Source organism: Shewanella mesophila (genome assembly GCF_019457515.1).
Taxonomy (GTDB): Bacteria; Pseudomonadota; Gammaproteobacteria; order Enterobacterales; family Shewanellaceae; genus Shewanella; species Shewanella mesophila.
In genome coordinates this window covers 2,556,862-2,579,104 of record NZ_CP080421.1, presented here as the reverse complement: position 1 = coordinate 2,579,104, position 22,243 = coordinate 2,556,862, and the positions used below count along the sequence as shown (strand labels likewise).

Genomic DNA, 22,243 nt, shown 5'->3' with positions numbered 1-22,243 from the left:
GTTCAATTTAGGAGTTTAGTTGAGATGCGTTTGACTGATTTAGAGATTGAAGCATGTTTAGATGACGGCACGATTATTATCGAGCCCCGTCCTGATGCCGACGCGATTAGTGGTGTCAGTGTTGATGTCAAATTGGGCAATCAGTTTCGCGTATTTCAAGATCATACGGCTCCTTTTATTGACTTAAGTGGTCCAAGTGCCGAAATGCAGGCAGCGCTCGATAGTGTGATGAGCGACAAAATCGTGATCCCCGAAGGGGGAGCATTTTTTTTGCACCCAGGTGAACTTGCGTTGGCTATTACCCATGAAAATGTCACTTTACCTGCAGATATCGTTGGCTGGCTTGATGGACGCTCTTCACTTGCGCGTCTCGGTTTGATGGTGCATGTCACTGCACACCGTATCGACCCAGGTTGGCAAGGCAAGATAGTGCTCGAGTTTTATAACAGCGGAAAGCTGCCATTGGCGCTTCGTCCTTTAATGACGATTGGCGCGCTTAACTTTGAGCGATTAAATTCGCCGGTTGCACGTCCGTACAACCAGCGTAAAAGCGCTAAGTATAGAGATCAACAAGAAGCCGTCGCAAGTCGGATCAGTCAGGACTAATCATGTCAGGATTGCTATGGGTCAATAGCGCTCGTCAAGAGACAGTATCTGCGTTTGATAGAGGCCTCGCTTATGGCGATGGCCTTTTTGCTACTATGCGCTGCACCAAAGAGGGGGTGTTATTTATCGATACCCACATGGCGCGTTTAACCCAAAGTGCAAAACGATTGGGAATACAGTGGCAACCTTCTATCGAACTTAAAGGTCTAATTGCATCGATAGTGCAACAAGAGCACAAGTCGTTTAATGGTGACTTTTGCCTTAAGCTTTTGCTGAGTCGAGGTGTTGGTGGGCGTGGATATCAACCGCCAGAAAAAGCAGCGACTACCGAGGTTATTTCGCTTCATCCTATTCCGACTCATTATCGACGGTGGCAATCAACAGGGATCGCGCTGCAAACGAGCAATATGCGCTTGGCCTTACAAACACGCCTCGCTGGCATGAAGCACCTTAATCGGCTAGAACAAGTGCTCATTAAAGCCCAGACGCTGGAAGAGGGCTTCGATGATTGGTTGGTGTTAGATACCCAAGACACCATTATTGAATCATCAATGGCGAATCTATTTTTGATTAAAAATAGCCAAGTAGTGACACCTAGCTTGCACTTGTCTGGAGTCGCTGGCGTGATGCGAGAGCAACTGATTTACTGGTTTATTGAGTCAGGCTTCAATGTCGATATTAGGCCCGTCACCTACAGCGAATTAGGCGAGTTCGAGCATGTATTATTGTCAAATAGTCTCTTTGGTGTCATCGGTGTCAATCGTATTGACCAATTGGCTTTTTCGCCAAGTGAATTAACTCAAAAAATTATTAAAACGCTACCCTTATCATTATGAAAAAACGCTTTATTAGTCTTATCGCTGTACTCTTATCATTACTCTGCATTGCTAGTGTTGGACTCTTTTGGTGTTACCAGTCGGTGTTAAGTTATAGCCAAAGCCCTCTTGCTCTGGATTCTGCACAGGAACTTGAAATCAAAAGAGGCACCTCTTTTATGCAAATGGCTAGCGCTTTAGAGCAGCGTGGGGTGATTGCCGATACTTGGAAGTTAAAGGTGCTAATTAAGCTTAATCCAGAGCTCGCGCAAATCCGCTCAGGTTTATATCTGATGACGCCAGAAGATACGATAACCAGTTTACTCGATAAGTTAACTCAGGGCCGAGAGATGGTCTTTAGTGTCACGCTCATTGAAGGTCAAACGATTAAGGAGTGGAGTGCTGTTTTGCAGCAATTACCCCGGATAAAGTGGCAAAACGATATATTTGATCAAGTACTACTTGATCACGGTGATACTTCTGGTTTGCCAGAAGGGAAGTTTTATCCCGATACTTATCATTATGGTGCAGGGGATGACATTAAGATTATTGTCGAACAAAGTTACCTAAAGATGCAAAGTGAATTAGACAAAGCTTGGCAGGAAAGGGACGCAAGTATTCCATTATCTTCGCCTTATGAGTTGCTTATTATGGCGTCGATTATTGAAAAAGAGACGGGCAAAGCCAGTGAACGTCCGTGGATATCTGCGGTATTTACTAATCGATTACGTAAAAAAATGCGCCTTCAAACCGATCCCACGGTGATTTACGGTATGGGGGACAAGTATCAGGGCAACATTACACGTAAGGATTTACGTGAAATGACACCTTATAACACTTATCGTATTAATGGATTAACTCCAACACCTATCGCCGCGCCAAGTGGAGCCTCTTTGCTGGCAGCAGCTCATCCTGCACAAGTGGATTATCTCTATTTTGTCTCCAAAAATGATGGTAGCCATATTTTTTCTAGAACATTAACAGAGCACAATCGTGCCGTAGATAAATATCAGAGAAACCGATGAACAAAAATAGCGCTAAATTTATCGTCATAGAAGGATTAGAGGGAGCGGGTAAATCGAGTGCTATCGCTTTAGTCAAAGATTTTATCGAGCAGCACAATGGTGCAGCGCCTGTGTGCACTCGCGAGCCTGGTGGTACGCCGCTCGCGGAGCGCATACGTGATCTGGTTAAAATAGCCGATCCTAGCGATCCGCTATGTGATGAAGCTGAGTGTTTGCTTATCTATGCCGCGCGGGCACAACTTGTTGCTAATGTGATTAAGCCTGCGCTCGCGAATGGCCAATGGGTGCTAGGGGATAGGCACAATTTATCTTCGTTAGCCTATCAAGGCGGTGGACGTAATTTGATGCCTTTGGTGGCGACGGTGAGTGAAGCAACATTGAAGGGGTTTAAACCTGATTTAACTCTCTACCTTGATATTGATCCCGTGCTTGGTCTTCAAAGAGCGGCTGAACGCGGCGCATTAGATCGAATCGAGCAACAGGCGATCAGTTTTTTTGAACGTGCTAGAGCGACTTATCTATCACTCGCAGACGAAGATGACTCAATCATCGTGATTGATGCCAGTCAGAGTATGGCTGAAGTTCATCACGACATTTTGACCGCGCTGCAACAGCAAGGTTGGTAGTGATGAACGCGATCCTTTGGCACAAGACGGTTATTGAACAGTTTAGTCTGCAGGTGAGCGCAGGTCTTCAAGGACATGCCTATTTAGTGGGGATGCATCAAGGGTATGGCGGCCTCGAACTGTCGTTAACCCTAGGGCAAATTGCCTTGTGCCAACAGCCAACGCCGAGCGGGCCATGTGGTCACTGTAAAGCGTGTCAGCTCTTTCTTGCTGGAAATCATCCCGATTTTTATCAGGTAGAAGCCGATGGTAATCAGATTAAAGTTGATCAAATAAGAGATCTTTGCCAGCGTTTGACGTCTACTGCACAGCAGGGCGGTAGACGTGTAGCTGTAATAAAAAACTGTGAACGCTTAAATGTCGCTGCTGCAAATGCACTGCTTAAGACATTAGAGGAGCCGGGCAAAGAGACGCTTCTTTTACTGCAAACAGATACGCCAGGTCGTTTGATGGCGACCATCAGCAGTCGTTGTCAGCGTTTACATTTTACTCTGCCGGTGGCGAGTGAAGTTCAAAAGTGGATATTAGAGCACGTTGAACTTAAAAGTGATGTCACTTGGTGTCTACCAGTAATGGGCGGGCCTATCGAATTGCTTGCGGCGTTGCAATCGGATCGCTATACCCAGCTAATTCAATTCAGAAAAGACTGGATACAAAGTTTGTCGTCTGGACACCTGTGTGCTAATTTAACTAGTATAGATCAAAAGCAAGTTTCTGATGCGCTTAAGGTTTTGTATCTCGTTTTAAGACAAAAACTGATTAAGCAGAAAAGTGCCGATGCATTAATTAACGTTAAGATAACCACTTTTGCAGCCAAGGTAATGGCAACATATCATGAGTTAAATATGATGCCGAATATAAATTTTATGGCTATATTTCAATCGTTTATCTTAGAGTATCAGTCGCTAACAACAAGTTAAAAATAAATATGGTCGATCTCGTAGTTAATTTTGATACTTTACATCAGCTATACCGTGCTTACATGCCGTTTATTCAGCCTGCGGGCCTTTTCGTTGCGACGACTGAAAGCCATTATTTAGGCCAAGAGTTGTCGATTGTCTACCAATTACCTGGTTCTACTGTGAAGCACGAGTTTCAAGGAGTTGTGGTGTGGATCAATCCTCTAGGCGCATCGGGTGGTCGACCTGCTGGAATCGGGGTAAAAATAACGTCCGATGCGACAACCCACAAACATCATATAGAGAATCTGTTGTCTCGCGAGCTGGCGTCCAGTGATTTGACCTGTACTATGTAGCTAGGTATGCTTGCCTCCTTTTTCGTTGTTTAGTTGGAAATAAGCGTGCTTATCGATTCACACTGTCACTTAGATCGCCTCAAAATAGCGCCCGATCATGCCTCGTTAACCCAGATCCTCGCTCAAGCTAAATCACGTGGCGTCGACTATTTCCTTTGCGTGAATGTACGCCAAAAAGGTTTTGCGGCCATGCAGGCCAAAATGGCTGAATTTGAGCAAGTGTTTCTATCGGCTGGTGTTCATCCTCTGGATGTGAAAGAGGGGTTAGATACCCTTGAGTTACATTCATATATCAAAGATCCAAAAGTTGTCGCTATTGGTGAAACGGGTTTAGATTATTTCTATGCCGATGATACTAAGGCATTACAACAATCTTGTTTCGAGCAACAAATCGAATTAGCGGTTGAGGTCAATAAGCCACTGATTGTCCACACTCGAGATGCGAGAGAAGATACCATAGCGTTACTTAAGGCGGGTCATGCGGATAAAGTGGGAGGCGTATTACATTGCTTTACCGAAAACTGGGAAATGGCTAAAGCGGCTATCGATCTCGGTTTTTATATCTCGGTTTCGGGAATTGTTACCTTTAAGAATGCTGGTGAGCTGCGTACTGTGATTCGCAAAGTCCCGAAAGATCGCCTTCTAGTCGAAACCGACGCGCCGTATTTAGCCCCCGTTCCTCATCGTGGTCAAGAAAATCAACCCGCTTTTGTACGTGATGTCGCTGAGTTTGTCGCAGAGTTGAGAGGGGAGTCATTTGAAGAGTTAGCCGATTACACATCTAGTAACTTTTTTAGTCTGTTTAAAGATGCGGCGAAGTTAGTCGGTCGATAAATTAACGGGTTGGTATTACAGGCAAGAAAAGACAGACAAAAAAAGACCCAAAACTATTCCAATTGTTCTGGGTCTAGGGGAATGGCTCTTTGCAGAGCCGTGCGCTACTGTTTGAGATTGCCTCTATTTGCTCTCAGACCTTTATTGTAGTCAAGCTTTAGCTAGCTGCTTCTTCAGTATAAATTTTAAGCACACTTTAATGTAACAAAATGTGTCAACTCCTTTGGGGTTGGCGATCTACTATTATTGCTATGGCCTTTCCCCGCCGATCCCTGCTCATCTAATTTCTGCGACTTACAGCTTTTCATTTAACGAAGGACAAATTTTGTCTTTAACCAACTCCCTAGGAAGGCTATTTTTTAGTTTATTCCCTAAGTGCTTAATAATACCAAGGTTTGCTTGATGATAACTGACTAGTTGCTCTCCCATGGGGTTAACTTTCGCATCGAGCATGATATCACGACCCATTAAGTAGCTAATCGCTTGTTGCTCATCTAACTCAATACTATTCGTTGTTGTAGCCAATGCGATAATGGCTTCGTGGCGGGCTTTAAAGCCCTTCTTGAGCGCGTCAGCAATTTTAATACCAATGCGCTGAAAGCGGATCTTACCGATCAATGGCATGATGTTATGCGGAAATAACCAATATTCATCATCACGCTGCATTATCACCCCATGTTCCGTTAACGTGATGCCGAAACTTGATTGAACATACTCTTCGAGCGCCGTTATTTGTTTGTCACTGGCGGCGCTAAAGGGGAAGTTTTTCTGTCGTTTTGGCTCTGGAACGGCGCGCTCAATATCGGCAATCTTTTTTATCTTTGCGATAAAGAAACCTTCGCTATCATAAATCTGTGGCCAAACATGCAAAAAACCCTCTGGGGTACAGGCTTTGTCGGCATCAGGAAATAGCGTGGCGAGTGACTCAAACTCAACTGCGTCTGGATAAAGCTGCTTAAGGTGTAGGCAGACTTGTTGGTTCTCTGTGCGATTGAGTGTACAGGTTGAATAGACTAAAGAGCCGCCGGTTTTCAAGGCGAGGAAAGCAGACTCTATCAGGTCTATTTGTGTATTTGCAATCGACTCAATCTCACTAAAATCCCAATGCTTTAACGCATCAGGGTCTTTACGTATTGTGCCTTCACCACTGCAAGGTGCATCGAGTAAAATAGCGTCGAAAGTATCATAGAGATACTCACCAAAGACCCGAGCATCGAAATGGGTTAATGCGGTATTTTTTACCCCCATTCGTAATACATTAGCGTGCAGTACTTTGACTCGACTAGATGAGTATTCATTAGCAACAAGCAAGCCTTGGTTGTACATCATTGCTGCAAGCTGAGTTGTTTTTGATCCCGGTGCAGAAGCCATATCTAACAGGGTCAAGTCAGCTGGAGTTGCTATTGCATCTGGAAACAGAGCAAGGGGAGGTAGCATTGAACTGGCTTCTTGAATATAAAACAGTCCTTGAATATGCTCTATGGTATTGCCCAGTTGCACCTTATCTTCGACCGTGACCCAAAAACCAGCGTCACACCATGGAATCGGTTCAAACTGCCAACCTTTTGCTTGCATCAGCGCAATAAAATGCACCGTCGATATTTTGAGTGTATTAACCCGAATCGATGGTCTGAGTGGCATCGCACTATAGGCGATAAAATCATCCATCGAAAGATGTTCGGGGATCTCTTGAGCTATGCTATTGATAAAATTTTGATTTAGTTGAACCATAAGAAAGAAAAACCAGATATTGTTAGCTAGCAGTATACCACATAGGTGGTTACGCTATCGGGTAATAGACCAGGGGTTAAAGGAGTATGTGTGCTTAATCGCATTTGGTTGATTTTTTTTGGGGCTGCATTGTTGTCTATTGGTATTTCCTTGTCACAGGGAGAGTGGCATGTACTATCGGATGCCGTTGATTCGATATTTGCCAGTGCTAAGCTCGCTGCGGAGATCTCACTTGGATTGATAGGAGTACTATCGCTGTGGATGGGATTGATGCGAGTCGGGGAAAAAGCCGGGGTTGTCGCGGCGGTATCGTTTCTATTTGAACCTTTGCTACGCCGACTTATGCCTGAAGTTCCTAAAGGTCACCCTGCATTTGGCAGCGTAACCATGAATTTAACGGCTAATGTCTTAGGGCTCGATAATGCGGCTACACCCCTTGGGTTGAAAGCGATGCAAGATTTGCAATCGCTTAATCCGAATAAAGAGGTAGCCACCAACGCGCAAATACTGTTTTTAGTATTAAATACCTCTTCGGTCACACTGGTTCCAGTGACCGTTTTTCTGTATCGAGCGCAACAAGGCGCTGCTGCGCCAGCAGACATCTTTTTACCGATATTGTTAGCGACAACGGCATCAACATTAGTGGGCGTGTTAGTTGTTGCTTGTTTTCAGAGGCTATCTCTTTTTAATAGCGTGATCATGGGCTACGCCGCTGTGATCTTGGGAGGCATCTCAGCACTGGTTTTTTATCTAGGAACCTTAACCGCGAGTGCAATAGGCACGCTATCAACCTCCCTCGGTAATGGCATTTTACTTATGCTTATTTTTAGCTTTGTTCTCGTTGCGGGCATACGACGGGTGGCTGTCTATGATGAGTTCATTGCTGGCGCGAAAGAGGGGTTTGAGCAGGCTGTGAAGCTGATCCCATACCTGTTAGCCATGCTCCTAGCTATTGCGTTGCTGCGTTCATCGGGAGCACTCGATTACCTGTTAAATTTGATTGCAGCTGTAGTTAAGCTTATCGGCGGGGATACGCGATTTATCGATGCATTGCCTACCGCATTGATGAAGCCTTTTAGTGGTTCAGGGGCAAGAGCTATGATGTTAGAAACTATGCAGCATTATGGCGTTGATTCTTTTGCCGGCAGGCTAGCGGCGATAGTACAAGGCAGTACTGAAACCACTTTTTATGTACTGGCGGTGTATTTCGGTGCCGTGGGTATTCGTAATGGGCGCCATGCGTTAGTGTGTGGATTAACTGCTGACATTGCGGGGATCTGTGCTGCTATCTGGGTTTGTTATCAGTTTTATGGTTAATCAATTATTTATCACTCTCGATGAGCTTTACGAACCTCTTATGGCGATTAGGGCTTGTTGATTTTTCTAAGTTTTGTAGTGATTTGTTTTGTAGCGAATTGCTGGGGACTCATAAAGGAAGGTAGATTTGTGGTGTCGTTATGCTATATAAAAGCTGATGACGTTAGGAAGTAAATGATTAACTTAGATTAAAATGCTTTTTATCTTTAACAAAATTCAACCAATAAAGATCAACAGGCCCTAATAAGTGATTTAAAAACGGTAGCTAACAGACAACATAGGGCCGATAAAACTGTAGTAAAGATTATAGTCTGCGACGTTACTATCAACCTGTGTGATGTTGTGTTTAAAGTCGACATCAACTTTATAATAGTTAAATGCCGCACTCATATGCCAGTTTTCTGTGATAGCGGCTTCAATCCCCGCTTTGACATCGATTAAGCTGCCTTCTACATCATCGAGTTTAATATAGAAATATTGTGCATGAGCGTTAAATGTAAAGCCTGGTACAAACTCATAATCACCATATAAACCTATATCAGGAAGTGGTGCTGTGACCTCTTCATCAACAAACTTTGGCGTCGCAGTCGCGCCACATTGTTGAATGCTTTCCCCTTCGATGCAAACACCGATATCACCATCAAATGCTGTTTTGATAAACATGGTGTGTAGTCCAAGGGACAGTCCCAAATTATAGTTATTGCCTTGATAAAAATTATACTTATAGCCCAAACGCGCAATATCAATATTGAGTGTTGTTTCTAATCGGCCACCTGCTTGTATATCGTAGATTTGATTATCAAGGGTTACTTGAAATGGGACGGTAAGCTTTTTGACTTCGGCATTACGATGAAGTTGTTTCCAGTCAAAATAGATGCTGTGCTTGGAATTGAACTGATATTGTACCTCAAAGAAAGGAAGGAACTGCGATTCTTCTAGGTTAAGGTCTTCTTCAAAATCAAGTTTAAAATTGTCTCCTCGAAGAGGATCTGTGACATCCATGCTGGAATTGGAATTGGAATAAAATCCCCCAACTCTAATCATTGTTTTACTTTCTTCAATTGGAGTTGAAGAGATAAGAGTATCCTCGGCTGCAATCACCGAACTACTAAGTAAACCAAGTGTTAATAGAGTTGAATATTTAATCACTAAATCAAGCCTCATCAATTTTCTTATGATTATAAGTTAGTGATTTCCATATACTAGGGCACTTATAGGCTAGTCATTTTAGCAGGATTAATTGAATTGTGAATGATTTGTATCAAGAAATGTCAACAAAGTCTTGTTTTTTGTTGAAACAAGGTAGCGATCGCAAAGATCATGGCCTCTGTGCACAGATGTCCCTAGAGGCCAAGTTGAGTGCTAAATAACCAGCGGCCAGATAATTAACAGCCAGGTTATGCTACATAAAGCTAAACTGATGAATACCGCTGCTGATGCGATATCTTTTGCTTGGCCACTTAATGGGTGGATCTCGTGACCAATACGATCGACTACTGCTTCAATTGCTGAATTAAGTAATTCAACGATGAGAACAATAAGCAGCGTCATTATCAATAAGATGCGTTCTACGGTAGATACATCGACAAGCAAGGCTATTGGCAGCATTACTATAGCCAAGATTAGTTCTTGTCTAAAGGCGGCTTCTGATTGCCAGGCAAGTTTGAGTCCTTGCATAGAAAAACCAGTCGCGCGAAAAATACGTTTAATGCCGTAATTATTTTCCGGTTTCATAAAATTCCAATACTAAATGTTAACCATGGGCTAGGGGACTTGAAAAAAGTGGCGAAAGTATAACATTCAAATAACCACCAATACATTACCCTTTAATATTTTGGGATTCATTGGTCTAAACTTATCTTACAGAACTTTGGTTTAATGGCTCAAGGAGGAGCGTATGCGAATCTCTATTTGGCGGACGATATTTGCTACATTACTGTTTATTGGCTTGACCCCTACTTTGTTATGGTCACAAACGAATGCTATCAAAATTGAACAATATCAAGCTTTAAAGTTGCAACATGCTGGTGCTACTACTCCGCAACTGCCTATTTCAGAATATCTTGTTAGTGAGAAGCTTGACGGTGTGCGTGGGTTTTGGAGTGGAAAGATTATGTACACTCGTAGTGGTCGGGAAATCTCGTTGCCTGATTGGTTCATTGATAAATTTCCAAATCAAGCCCTTGATGGTGAGTTGTGGATTGCTAGAGGAAAATTTGACGATATTTCAGCATTAGTTCGACAGGCGGATCCAGATGAGGAGCGTTGGCGACAAGTGAAGTTTATGGTGTTTGATCTCCCAGAAAGTCAGCAGCCATTTGAACTACGCTATCAGTACGCGGTTTCGCATTTTAGCCATCTTTCGCCCTTTCTCGTCGTCATTCCACAGCAACAATATGATAGTCGACAAGAAGTGGAGCAACGATTAACCACAGTCGTCGATGCCGGCGGCGAAGGCTTGATGTTACATCGACGGTCTGCAATGTATCACCAGGGGCGTAATAGTGACTTAGTCAAGTTGAAGCAGTATCAAGATGCTGAAGCGGTTGTTATTGGGCACTATCCTGGAAAGGGGAAATACCAGGGAATGCTTGGTGCATTAGAAGTAAAAAACCCCGCAGGGATCATTTTTCGTTTGGGGACTGGTTTTAGCGATGAACAGCGGAAGAATCCGCCTCAGATTGGTAGCTCAGTGACTTACAAGTATTACGGGTTAACTAAGGCGGGTGTGCCAAGATTTGCGAGTTTTGTTAGAGTAAGATTAGCGCTGTAGCATTGATTTTTCTGGAGGGAGAATGACACAAAATAAATCAGTTTTATTCGTATGTTTGGGTAACATCTGTCGCTCACCAACTGCGGAAGCTGTGTTAAGGGCAAAGGCCGCAGAACGTGGGCTTTCAGTTGAATGTGACTCGGCTGGAACATCGGCTGCTCACAGCGGGGAAACACCTGATGAGAGAGCGATGGATGCGGGGAAAAAGCGAGGTATTGATTTTTCAGGTATCACGGCAAGAAGGGTATGTGGAAATGATTTTGTTAAATTTGACATGATCTTAGCCGCCGATAGGGCCAACTTACATGAGCTAAGAGAGCAATGTCCCACCGAACACCAGCATAAGCTCGATCTGATCCTCTCCTACGGCAATAGTGAATATAGCGAGGTGCCCGATCCCTATTATGGTGGCAAAAATGGGTTCGAACTGGTATTAGATTTAATCGAGCAAAGTTGTGACGGGATACTTGCGCAAATTTCTTTAGATGAGCAAAAAAGGGCACTAATGCGCCCCTTTCATAGGATTAGGCAGATAACTTAACTGTTGTGACGAATGCCTGAACGTTTAAGCCTTTCCTCTTCTAGCTTTTGCTGTTTGATAGCTTCTTTTTCTGCAAGTATTCTCGCTACTTCTGCTTTTTCGGCTTCGGCCATAGTAGGCGTCTCTAGTGATAATTGGCCAATTTTACCCGAGCGAAATTCGTGTAGTAGTAGTTCTGATGCCTTATGTAGGTCGATACGTCCACCAGGACGAAGTGCGCCACGTTTACGGCCAATGGCTTCCAATAAGCCGATATCATCTTTAGGTAACTCTTTTAATTTATAACGCTCAACGATCGCCTCTGGGTAGGCTTGTAAGAAATACTCAGCAGCAAACATAGCCACATCTTCATATTCCATCGCGGTATCTTTAATTGCACCAGTCACTGCAAGGCGATAACTACTCGCTTCGTTGTCGACTTTTGGCCATAAAATACCTGGAGTATCGGATAGCACAATACCGTTTTTGAGGTTGATACGTTGTTGTCTTTTGGTGACGGCGGGCTCATTGCCTGTTTTGGCGATGACTTTACCAGCCAAAATATTGATAATGGTCGATTTACCAACGTTTGGGATCCCCATGATCATGGTCCGAATATCTTTTTCGGTGACATCTCGATTAGGTACCAGTTTACGACAGAGATCGGGAACTTTACGGACCTGTGCGGCTTGTAAGGTGGTCACCGCCATTGCTTTAACCCCTTGCTCCTGTTCTAAGTGATCGATCCAAAGTTGGGTTGTTACCGGATCGGCAAGATCGGATTTATTAAGTAGCTTTATACATGGTCTGTCACCGCGCAGTGTTTTTACCATGGGGTTTTCACTGCTGAAGGGGATGCGGGCATCGAGCACCTCAATCACGAGATCGATTTGAGGCATCACCTCTTCAATCTCTTTACGCGCCTTGTGCATGTGACCGGGATACCACTGAATAGCCATGTTTGTGCTCTACTTTTTAACTAATATGAGGGGGATTTTACCTTGATACGATATAAAAATCATAACTAAAAAGCGCCAAATGGCGCTTTTGTTGCTTGAGTTTGTTAGATCACGCCAAGTTCGCGTAAACGTTCCATAAGATAACTGTCCGCGGTATAGCGCTCTGAAAGTACAACTTCAGGTTTGGGGTGCAAAAATAGCGGTAATGAGATGCGAGAGCGGCTTCTATCCATCCCTTCTGGATTAATGACTCTGTGGGTGGTCGATGGGAAATATCCACCAGATGCTTCTTGAAGCATATCGCCGATGTTGATGATGATATTACCAAAGTCACTTGGCACATCTAACCACTCACCCGTTTTGGTTTTAACCTGCAGACCTGGCTCACTTGCCGCTGGTAATACTGTGAGTAAGTTAATATCTTCATGGGCAGCGGCCCTAATCGCGCCAATTTCTTCATTACCTGACATAGGAGGGTAATGTAGAATTCGCAGCAAGGTTTTATGACTATTTTCGATCATTTTCGGCAGCGCCATGGAGTAGTTGACGGCGACATTTGCGGGAGTGTGTTCTTCAACCCAGCCAAGTAGTTCAGCAGCCAGCGCATTAGCCTCTTGATAATACTTTAGAATGTTCTCTTTTAGGTGCTCAGGGATCCGTCCCCAAGGATATACATGGTAGTACTCTTTGATGTCTTTAACGCTATGGCCCTTTGCTGTTTCAGAGATGCTGGCTGGGAAGAAACCATCATGGGTTTCAGCCTTAAAAAGAAAGTCTTGTTTTTCAGCACTGTTAAAAAAAGCTTGCCACTGTGTGTAAATGGTTTCGACTAACTCTTTGTTGATAGGATGGTTAGATAACACACCAAAGCCCGTTTCGCGCAATGACTCTACGAATCTTTTGGCACTATCTTGAGCGCGGTAATCGATAGTTTCTAATTTCATATTTTTTCTTTTGTTGTTATTGACCCCGGCCTGAGTTTACATTCGTCTCATTGATTGGGCAATTAAGTGTGATGAAAATCACAAGGCAAGTGTTCCTATTGTCGATTTACCGCGTATCAATGGGGAACTTTTTGTTTAGTTTTCAACAGAAAAACTAAGAACAACAAGAATTAAGAAAATTGGTATAATATCAGAGTTAATTAGTAGGTCTTTTGTCTGGTATATTATGACTTAGGACCAAGTCAGTGCACAGTGATCATTGCGCTGATAAAAAGGAAGTAGAGTGGTGGTTTATGCGTGAATTAACTGAATTTGAAAAATATGTGATTGAAGATAAGGGGACTGAACGGCCTTTCAGTGGTGAATATAATCAGCATGACGCTCAAGGCATTTATCACTGTAAGCGTTGTGATGCGGCTTTGTATCGTTCGGAACACAAGTTTAATGCCCATTGCGGATGGCCTGCATTTGACGATGAAATTGAAGATGCCGTTAAACGGATAGCTGATGCCGATGGTCAGCGAACCGAAATTGTATGCCGTCAATGCGATGCACATTTAGGCCATGTGTTTGAAGGCGAGTATTTAACTGAGAAAAACATTCGTCACTGTGTCAATTCAGTGTCTATGCAGTTTAAGCCGGTTCAGGTCGATGCTCAGAGTTCGATCCAGTGGGCGACGTTGGCGGGTGGCTGCTTTTGGTGTCTTGAAGCTATTTATACCCAATTGAAAGGGGTTATTTCGGTACAATCGGGCTACTGCGGCGGAGACGAGACCAGGGCCAATTACAAAGATGTTTGCAGCGGAACTACAGGCCATGCTGAAGTGGTTCATATTGAGTTTGATCGCCAGATGATTAGCTTTGAAGATCTGCTTGAAGTTTTTTTTAAAAGCCACGATCCAACCACGTTAAATCGACAGGGAAATGATATTGGGTCGCAGTATCGCTCGGCAATTTTTGCTCATACTGATGAACAAATTAAGATTGCGTCGGCGATGATTGACCTGCTAATGAAAGCAGAAGTATATGATTCGGCCATAGTGACCGAGCTGGTTGCTTTTGACGTGTTCTATCCCGCAGAGTCTTATCACGATGACTACTTTGCCAATAATGGTCAACAACCTTATTGCCAAATGGTGGTAAAACCTAAGCTCGATAAATTCAAGGCACTGTTTAAAGAGAAATTAAAGCGATAGGTTAGGCCAGTTGAACTTTCAAGGTTGTTTTTTACAGCGAACTGTTGGGGATTTATACAAGGCAGAAGCTTTGTCGTGTCGCTAACCTGAACTCGGGATAATAGATAAACTTATTGAAAAAAGGCGCTTTATAGCGCCTTTTTTCATTTGAAGCATTATGAATCGAGTTTATCGTCGGCGACTTTATAGTGAGGATCTTCGATTAAGTTAACCTCGACTAAATCACCAGCCTTATGAAGTAGCTGCTGACAGTCATGACTTAGGTGGCGCAGATGCAATTTTTTCCCTGCACTGACATAACGCTCAGCAAGTGTATCGATAGCATCGAGCGCCGAATGATCACATACTCTAGAGTTTTGGAAATCAACAATCACATCTTCAGGATCTGTCTTAGAGTGGAACAGTTCAAGAAACTCAGCGACAGAGCCAAAAAATAGTGGACCGTTGAGTTTATATACCTTCCATCCGTTGGCATCTTCACTCATCTCAACGTTGATGTGTTTTGCATGTTCCCAAGCAAATACCAGCGCCGATACGATAACGCCCACAAATACAGCAAATGCTAGATCGGTAAATACGGTAACCACAGTCACCAGTATGATGACAAAGGCATCATGCTTTGGAACTTTACGCATCACATTGAAGCTTGCCCACTCGAAGGTACCCAACACCACCATAAACATTACGCCGACCAATGCGGCTAGCGGGATCATCTCTATCAGAGACGAACCGAATAAGATAAAGGCTAATAAGGCAACCGCAGCAGTGATCCCCGACAAGCGACCTCGACCACCAGAATTAATGTTAATCATGGATTGACCAATCATGGCACAGCCACCCATGGCGCCGAAGAAACCACTGGTGATGTTACCTATACCTTGGCCTATACATTCTTTGTTCCCTTTACCGCGGGTACTTGTCATCTCATCTATCACGGTTAGCGTTAACAGGGATTCAATAAGTCCAACAGCGGCTAAAATAAACGAGTAGGGGAGAATGATATATAAGGTTTCTAAATTAAAAGGAACCGATGGGATAGAGAAGCTTGGCAGACTTCCTGCGATAGTCGCGTTGTCATTGCCACTCATTGATTTTAAAAAGTCCAATACATTACGAGTATCGAGTTGGAAGTACACCACAATGGCGGTTACCGATAAAATCGCCGCTAATGAAGAGGGGAACGCGGTAGTCAACTTAGGCAGAAAATGAATAATGGCCATTGTCAGCGCCACTAGACCTAACATCAATAACAGCTGATCTTGTGGTAGCCAGTTCAATACACCATTAGCGTCAGGCGCCTTAAACTGCCCAAGCTGGGCGAGAAAAATGACAATAGCTAAGCCATTAACGAAACCTATCATTACTGGATAGGGAACGATACGAATAAACTTTCCTAATTTTAGCAGTCCAAAACTCACTTGAATTAAGCCTGCTAGCACTACGGCGGCAAAGAGATATTGGACGCCATGCTCAGCAACTAGTGCGACCATGACGACAGCCATTGCGCCAGTTGCACCAGAGATCATACCTGGTCTACCGCCAATGAGGGCTGTCACTAGACCCATAATAAAGGCGGCATACAGACCTACCATAGGTTCTACGCCAGCAACAAATGCAAATGCAACGGCTTCAGGAACTAGGGCTAACGCAACGGTTAGTCCTGAGAGCAAGTCTGCTCTATGGCTTGCGGTTTTGTGACGAATAAGATCGAACATTTAGCCTCTGTTATAAAATTGTGATTGATTGGAATGCGGCCGCGCATACTAGCAAAATTCACGCGGTAATAAAACAAAAGCCATGCTACTTAGCATGGCTTTAGGGTTCATTGAGCGACAGTCACTTGTAGACCTATCGCTCAATTATAGTCAGCTTATGGACGGGCCATATCTGATGCCGCACTGTTACCGCGCGAAGTGGGTTCTTTACCTTCTTCGTGTTCAGTCGCTTGGTATTGACGCCCTGTTGGAACCTCAACATTTGCTCTAGCTTCTATTGTTGGCTTAGCCATGGTAGAGCTAACCATAGTACCGAAACGACTGGTTGGTTTAGCAGCGACTTTTGTCGGTTCAGTTTCTGGTGTCGATTCTGCCTTAGGTTTTGCTGGCACAGGGGCTAATGAACTTGGAATCGCGATAGCCGCTGGTTTAGCCATAGGTGCAGAAACCGAAATTGATGCAGCAGGCTGAGCTACTTTGACGTTAGTCTTGGTAACCTTGTTTTCAACTGCTTCATCTTCAGAAACTGTATTTTTAGAAACGTTATCTTCAGAAGCTATAACTTCTTCCGAGTGACTTGTTCTCGCTTCGGTGATCACTTCTGGCGCGGTTAATTCAGTCTTGTCTACACTTTCTGAATCAGCGCTTTCAGTTACCTTAGCTTCAGTTTGGATTGCGACGTTAGTTTCTGCATCTGTTTTATCAGTCGCTTCTACCGCAGGGGCCGCTTGTTGAACTGGTACATTCACTGCCGCGGGTTCATCGCTTTCAACAGGGGTCGCTTCAGCATCTGGTGTTATTTCACTCTTTGCCGTTTTAGTTGTCGATGACGCCGCTGAAGAAGATGAAACACGACGCTTGGCTTTAGGTTTAGGCTTTGCTTCAGTTTTTATTTCATCATTTTCTAGTGGTTGCTCGCTAACCTCTGCAACGAGCTCGGTTACTGGCTCTGCAGATTGAACTGTTTCACTTTCAACAGTAACTTCTGCCTGCTCTTTGGTGTCAACCGTGGCGGTTACTTCAACGTTGGCAGCGAAGTCTTTCTCTGTTGACTGAGCTTCAACGACAACTTGAGTGTCAGTATCTAGGATCGGCGCAGTTTCAACATCATTTGGAATAAAGGCAGGTTGAACATTTTCATTATTGCTCTCGTTACCTGTATCCTCATCACGACGACGGCGTTGCCCGGCGGCGCGAAGATGGCGCGGGCTGCGACGACTACGACGCTGTCCATCACGAGGTTCACGTTTGCCATCTGCATCGATTTCAGCTTCGTTGTTGCTATCTACGGCTTCAATTGCTGGGCTATTAGCTTCAGTCACTTGGCTGTCAGCTTTAGCTTCAACGGCTACCTTAACCTCTGTGTCTACAGCGCTGCTATCTGCAGTTTCGGCCACTTCAGTTTTGCTATTCGCCACAACTTCTTGTGAGACATCAGCCTCTTGCGTTGCCGTTTGCTCTTGCTTTGGCTTAGCTTTGCGTGGCTGACGCTTAGTGCGTGGTGCTTTGTCTTCGTTCTTAGCTGTCGATTCGGTTTCTTTCGTTTCTACCGATACCACTTTATCTTGTGCTTCTAACGCTAGAGCGGCTTCTTGCTCTTTCTGTTGCTCTGTTTGCACACGAACTTTACGGCGCATATTACGGCGTTGACGACGTTCTCTTGCTGCTTCCTGTTTAGGTTGCTGCTCTTCTTTCGTCTCTTCTGCCGTTGTTTGTTGATTTACGGCTTTAGCATCGTCACGTTTGCCACGTTTATTGTCATTACGTCCTTTAGCTGGACGAGACTCATTGTTATCAGCTTTAGGTCCGCGAGTGCGTTTATTTTCAGTCTCTTTCGTTTCACTCTCATCACGACCACGACGATTGTCATTACGACGAGTGTTACGGCGACCAGTGTTGCGGCTCTGTGTGTTACGACGCGGCTGCTCTTTGGTTTTCTCTTCGCTCTTTGGTTCATCGGAACTAAATAGATTTCCGATAGCCGAAAGTAGCTTAGACAGTATACCAGGCGTCGACGCTTTCTCAACGACTTTTGGTGTTGGCGCAGTTGGTGCTGGAGCTGCTGTTTGCTTTGGCGCAGCATAGCCTTTTAGTGCTGGCTCTGGTGATGCCGCACGCTCAAGCTTACGCGGTTCATAGAGCTTAGCTTCTTGCTTCTCAAGCAGTTTATAGCTTGATTCGCTGATTTGGTCATCTTTGCGATGTCTTGAAACGCGATAATCTGGTGTGGTCATGTTTGGATCAGGGATCACATACACTTCTACATCGTGGCGCTCTTCGGTGATGCGAATAGCTTTGCGTTTTTCATTGAGCAAGAAGGCGGCCACATCAACTGGCACAACGGCTTCAATTTGTGAAGTGTTCTCTTTAATCGCTTCCTCTTCCATTAAACGCAGAATAGATAGCGCTAATGATTCGGTGCCGCGAATTGTGCCTTGGCCATGACAACGTGGGCAAAGGTGGGCTGCCGACTCTTCTAGAGAAGGGCGTAGGCGTTGACGTGACATCTCCATTAGACCGAAACGTGAGATACGCCCAAGTTGAACGCGTGCTCTATCGTGGTGTACGGCATCACGCATTCTGTTTTCAACTTCACGCTGATGTCTAACTGGGGTCATGTCAATAAAGTCAATAACAACCAGGCCACCTAGATCCCGAAGACGAAGTTGACGGGCAATTTCATCGGCTGCTTCTAAGTTGGTATTTAGCGCCGTTTCTTCGATATCGCCGCCTTTAGTTGCGCGGGCAGAGTTAATGTCTATCGAGGTCAAGGCTTCTGTAGGATCGATGACAATTGACCCGCCAGATGGCAAACGAACTTCACGCTGGAAAGCCGATTCAATTTGAGTTTCGATCTGGAAGTGAGTAAATAGTGGTACTTCAGCTTCATAGCGCTTAATACGATCAACAAAATCCGGACGTACTAAAGAAACATGTTCTTTGGCTTGTTCATAAATACGAGGATGATCGATTAGTACTTCACCCACATCGCGACGCAGGTAGTCACGGATTGCGCGAACAATCACGTTACTTTCTTGATGGATTAAGAATGGTGCAGGGCGGGTTTTCGCCGCTTCTTCAATAGCTGTCCAGTGATGCTGAAGTACTTTTAAGTCCCATTTTAATTCAGTGGCTTCTTTACCAACACCGGCCGTACGCACGATGAGCCCCATACCTTGTGGGACTTCAAGCTCAGATAATGCAGCTTTTAGCTCGGTACGTTCGTCGCCTTCGATACGGCGAGAAATACCACCGGCGCGGGGGTTATTTGGCATTAAGACAAGATAAGAGCCTGCAAGGCTAATAAAGGTCGTTAGTGCTGCACCTTTGTTGCCACGTTCTTCCTTGTCTATTTGAACGATAACTTCCTGACCTTCTTTGATCACTTCCTTAATGTTAGGACGACCTTGGAAAGAGTAACCTTTAGGAAAGTATTCGCGAGCAATTTCTTTTAGCGGTAAGAAACCGTGGCGGTCAGCGCCATAATCGACAAATGCGGCTTCTAGAGAAGGTTCTACACGGGTAATTTTACCCTTGTAGATGTTAGCTTTTTTCTGCTCATGACCTGGGCTTTCAATATCTAGATCATACAGTTGTTGCCCATCAACTAGGGCAACGCGCAACTCTTCAGATTGAGTCGCATTAATTAACATCCGTTTCATGATGACGTATTTCTTCTTAAAATAGGGTCATCAAACCAAGCTTTTTTCGATGCATTACGGGCCCAGAGGTAGGCATGAAGCCTCGCGGCTTGAGTCTAGGCTAAGGTGCGCAATTTCTGTAAGACGCAATCACTGCGTGTCGCTACCTATTTATGGCTTATTTTTTAATATTTCTAAAAACAAGGAATTCGTTGTAAAACGTCAACCAACCCCATAAATTCTAATGTACTTTCCGGTAATGCCAAAATCGATAAGCGTTCGTCTGACGACAAGTTAAAATTAAACTTCGAATTTGGGGCGCTATTCTTGGAAAAACCACGTTGAAATGTGGCATTAATGCTGTGTTTAGTCGTTCAAACTCGTTTTCTCGGTTTATTTTGATGCAACGACTTGCAAATCAATGAGTTGCTACTCAGTAAAAATGTCTTTTAGTTTCCGCTCTTCGCGCATGCTTTGGGGGATTTGTGAACACTTTATTCACTATTTATCCCCATAGGCGTGGCAAATATAGCAACAAACCAGAAAATCAGCAAATGGAAAGGCATAAAAGATGTTAGTTGTGTACAATAAGCAGCTTGAACGATACAAGGCGTAGCATGAATAATCAACAATCTCTAAATAAAGTCGAATTGGTCACCATTGATGAGGACCATTTAGGCCAGCGAATCGATAACTTTCTTGTCACCAAATTAAAAGGCGTACCTAAAAGCATGATCTATCGTATCGTGCGTAAGGGTGAAGTTCGGGTGAATAAAAAACGAATAAAGCCAGAATATAAGCTACAAGATGGTGACGTTGTGCGAATTCCCCCTGTTAGGGTTTCAGCTAGCGACGATAAGCCTGGACCGAGTGCTAAATTGACCAAGGTGTCTCAATTAGAAGACCGTATCGTATTCGAAGATAAGTCAATTATTGTGCTCAACAAGCCAGCGGGTATCGCGGTACATGGCGGCAGTGGTGTCGACTTTGGAGTGATCGAAGCGATGCGTTCGTTGCGTCCTCAGCAGAAGTTTCTCGAATTAGTGCACCGTTTAGATAAAGATACATCGGGTGTACTGCTTATTGCGAAGAAGCGTAGCGCGTTAAAACATCTGCATGATCAGTTGCGTTATAAGAAGATGCAGAAAGATTATTTTGCACTGGTTCGTGGAGAGTGGCAAAGCCATGACAAGGTGATTAACGCACCGCTGTTAAAGCTAACACTCAAATCTGGCGAGCGTATAGTCAGAGTTAATCAAGAGGGCAAAGCCTCTGAGACGCGCTTTAAGATTAAGCAGCGCTATAAAGGTGTCACTCTTGTGCAAGCTAGCCCAGTAACAGGACGAACTCATCAGATCCGTGTGCATTGCCAATATGCGGGTCACCCAATTGCCTGTGATGATAAGTACAGTGAACAAAAATTTGATGATTCGATGCGAGCTTTAGGTTTAAACCGTCTGTTTTTGCATGCCGCTCAACTCAAGTTTATTCATCCGAGTACCGAAGAGGTGATGCAAGTCAAAGCGCCGTTAGATGATGCGTTAGAACAACTGTTGTCGAAATTGGAAAAAGTATGAAACGTTATGAGCTAGTCATCTTTGATTGGGATGGTACCTTGATGGACTCTGTCGGTAAGATTGTTGCCTGTATGCAGCAAACGGCTACAGAGCTGAATATGATGGTCCCCAGCGAAACGGCGATCAGAGATATTATCGGGTTGTCTATGGATGAAGCGCTCAATGTGCTTCATCCAATGGCTTGCACTAAAACCCGTGAAGAGATGATCTCTGTATATCGTCAGCAATACCTACAGCTCAATAAAACCCCAAGCCCAGTTTTTGATGGTGCAGAGGAGCTCTTATTAGCGCTTAAAGCATCTGGGCACGCTTTGGCTGTTGCTACGGGTAAGGCTAGGGCTGGACTGGATAGAGTATTAACAGAGACCGGGTTTTCGACGCATTTCCAAGCGAGTCGCTGCGCCGATGAGGCAAAAAGTAAACCTCACCCTCAGATGCTAAATGAGTTGCTCAAGCAGTTAAATATCGCGCCAGAGAAAGCCATTATGGTTGGCGATTCGATACACGACCTTAATATGGCGAGTAACGCGGGTATCGATGCGATAGGAGTCAGTTATGGTGCGCATACTGCGAAGAGATTAACTGAAGCTAATCCCATCGCAATCGTGTCATCACCACTGGCAATGCTACCTGTGATCACTGGCAAAATGTAATAGTGAACATGAAAGTTTAATCTGAGGCATTATGGCCTACTGATATTCTAGCTCTC

General features: G+C 44.3%; 20 protein-coding genes. 13 read left to right on the top strand and 7 right to left on the bottom strand.

From position 1 onward, the window contains the following. Positions 1-24 precede the first annotated feature (24 nt). From dcd to K0I73_RS11275, 7 genes are read left to right on the top strand one after another with little or no spacing between them, the layout of a single operon-like run. Positions 25-606 (top strand): dCTP deaminase, encoded by a 582-nt coding sequence (gene dcd, locus K0I73_RS11305; RefSeq protein ID WP_220061235.1) that lies wholly within the window; start codon positions 25-27, stop codon positions 604-606. An 11-nt stretch (positions 607-617) separates the two neighbouring features. Beyond that, a complete protein-coding gene (gene pabC / locus K0I73_RS11300; RefSeq protein ID WP_220064352.1) occupies positions 618-1,442 on the top strand; it encodes an aminodeoxychorismate lyase in 825 nt (274 codons plus the stop codon). Continuing rightward, entirely contained in the window at positions 1,439-2,446 is a 1,008-nt protein-coding gene (gene mltG / locus K0I73_RS11295) for an endolytic transglycosylase MltG (RefSeq protein WP_220061234.1), read from the top strand. Before pabC ends, mltG begins: the two co-directional genes overlap by 4 nt. Next, entirely contained in the window at positions 2,443-3,072 is a 630-nt protein-coding gene (gene tmk / locus K0I73_RS11290) for a dTMP kinase (protein WP_220061233.1), read from the top strand. Before mltG ends, tmk begins: the two co-directional genes overlap by 4 nt. Positions 3,073-3,074: 2 nt before the next feature. Then, positions 3,075-3,992: a DNA polymerase III subunit delta' gene (gene holB, locus K0I73_RS11285; protein WP_220061232.1), complete on the top strand. Its 918-nt coding sequence runs from the start codon at positions 3,075-3,077 to the stop codon at positions 3,990-3,992. Between the two features lie 8 nt (positions 3,993-4,000). Further along, positions 4,001-4,327: a PilZ domain-containing protein gene (locus K0I73_RS11280; RefSeq protein WP_220061231.1), complete on the top strand. Its 327-nt coding sequence runs from the start codon at positions 4,001-4,003 to the stop codon at positions 4,325-4,327. Between the two features lie 45 nt (positions 4,328-4,372). Next, positions 4,373-5,161 carry a TatD family hydrolase gene (locus tag K0I73_RS11275; protein WP_220061230.1) on the top strand — a complete coding sequence of 263 codons (789 nt, stop codon included), beginning with the start codon at positions 4,373-4,375 and terminating at the stop codon, positions 5,159-5,161. A 294-nt stretch (positions 5,162-5,455) separates the two neighbouring features. Here K0I73_RS11275 and rsmF read toward each other — a convergent pair whose 3' ends face one another. After that, a complete protein-coding gene (rsmF, locus tag K0I73_RS11270) occupies positions 5,456-6,892 on the bottom strand; it encodes a 16S rRNA (cytosine(1407)-C(5))-methyltransferase RsmF (RefSeq protein ID WP_220061229.1) in 1,437 nt (478 codons plus the stop codon). A 90-nt stretch (positions 6,893-6,982) separates the two neighbouring features. Here rsmF and K0I73_RS11265 point away from each other — a divergent pair, with 90 nt between their 5' ends. Beyond that, positions 6,983-8,209 carry a nucleoside recognition domain-containing protein gene (locus K0I73_RS11265; RefSeq protein WP_220061228.1) on the top strand — a complete coding sequence of 409 codons (1,227 nt, stop codon included), beginning with the start codon at positions 6,983-6,985 and terminating at the stop codon, positions 8,207-8,209. Between the two features lie 252 nt (positions 8,210-8,461). On the opposite strand, the gene K0I73_RS11260 is transcribed toward K0I73_RS11265, so the two are convergent. Beyond that, positions 8,462-9,373: a hypothetical protein gene (locus K0I73_RS11260; RefSeq protein WP_220061227.1), complete on the bottom strand. Its 912-nt coding sequence runs from the start codon at positions 9,371-9,373 to the stop codon at positions 8,462-8,464. Positions 9,374-9,571: 198 nt separating this feature from the next. Further along, a complete protein-coding gene (locus K0I73_RS11255; protein ID WP_220061226.1) occupies positions 9,572-9,943 on the bottom strand; it encodes a diacylglycerol kinase in 372 nt (123 codons plus the stop codon). A 163-nt stretch (positions 9,944-10,106) separates the two neighbouring features. On the opposite strand from K0I73_RS11255, the gene K0I73_RS11250 reads away from it, so the two are divergent. Both K0I73_RS11250 and K0I73_RS11245 read left to right on the top strand, forming a co-directional pair. Next, the gene (locus tag K0I73_RS11250; RefSeq protein ID WP_220061225.1) at positions 10,107-10,982 is read left to right on the top strand and encodes a DNA ligase; all 876 of its coding nucleotides are present in this window, start codon (positions 10,107-10,109) and stop codon (positions 10,980-10,982) included. Positions 10,983-11,004: 22 nt separating this feature from the next. Continuing rightward, positions 11,005-11,523: a low molecular weight protein-tyrosine-phosphatase gene (locus tag K0I73_RS11245; protein ID WP_220061224.1), complete on the top strand. Its 519-nt coding sequence runs from the start codon at positions 11,005-11,007 to the stop codon at positions 11,521-11,523. Here the strand turns inward: K0I73_RS11245 and ylqF are convergent. Both ylqF and K0I73_RS11235 read right to left on the bottom strand, forming a co-directional pair. Beyond that, positions 11,520-12,461, bottom strand: a complete 942-nt coding sequence (gene ylqF, locus K0I73_RS11240; protein WP_220061223.1) for a ribosome biogenesis GTPase YlqF — start codon at positions 12,459-12,461, stop codon at positions 11,520-11,522. The genes K0I73_RS11245 and ylqF overlap by 4 nt on opposite strands. Positions 12,462-12,565: 104 nt before the next feature. Then, complete coding sequence (locus K0I73_RS11235; RefSeq protein ID WP_220061222.1) at positions 12,566-13,405, bottom strand: isopenicillin N synthase family dioxygenase; 840 nt, start codon at positions 13,403-13,405, stop codon at positions 12,566-12,568. A 293-nt stretch (positions 13,406-13,698) separates the two neighbouring features. Here K0I73_RS11235 and K0I73_RS11230 point away from each other — a divergent pair, with 293 nt between their 5' ends. Beyond that, the gene (locus K0I73_RS11230) at positions 13,699-14,601 is read left to right on the top strand and encodes a bifunctional methionine sulfoxide reductase B/A protein (protein ID WP_220064351.1); all 903 of its coding nucleotides are present in this window, start codon (positions 13,699-13,701) and stop codon (positions 14,599-14,601) included. A 155-nt stretch (positions 14,602-14,756) separates the two neighbouring features. Here K0I73_RS11230 and K0I73_RS11225 read toward each other — a convergent pair whose 3' ends face one another. Both K0I73_RS11225 and rne read right to left on the bottom strand, forming a co-directional pair. After that, on the bottom strand, positions 14,757-16,316 hold the full coding sequence (locus K0I73_RS11225) for a SulP family inorganic anion transporter (protein ID WP_220061221.1): 1,560 nt from the start codon (positions 16,314-16,316) through the stop codon (positions 14,757-14,759). 155 nt (positions 16,317-16,471) lie between these two features. After that, positions 16,472-19,978 carry a ribonuclease E gene (gene rne, locus K0I73_RS11220; protein ID WP_220061220.1) on the bottom strand — a complete coding sequence of 1,169 codons (3,507 nt, stop codon included), beginning with the start codon at positions 19,976-19,978 and terminating at the stop codon, positions 16,472-16,474. A 596-nt stretch (positions 19,979-20,574) separates the two neighbouring features. Between rne and rluC the strand changes: the two genes are divergently transcribed. Together rluC and K0I73_RS11210 are read left to right on the top strand one after the other, a co-directional pair. Next, the gene (gene rluC, locus K0I73_RS11215; RefSeq protein ID WP_220061219.1) at positions 20,575-21,534 is read left to right on the top strand and encodes a 23S rRNA pseudouridine(955/2504/2580) synthase RluC; all 960 of its coding nucleotides are present in this window, start codon (positions 20,575-20,577) and stop codon (positions 21,532-21,534) included. Continuing rightward, positions 21,531-22,187: an HAD family hydrolase gene (locus tag K0I73_RS11210; protein ID WP_220061218.1), complete on the top strand. Its 657-nt coding sequence runs from the start codon at positions 21,531-21,533 to the stop codon at positions 22,185-22,187. The genes rluC and K0I73_RS11210 overlap by 4 nt, the downstream gene beginning before the upstream one ends. The last annotated feature ends 56 nt before the right edge of the window (positions 22,188-22,243 follow it).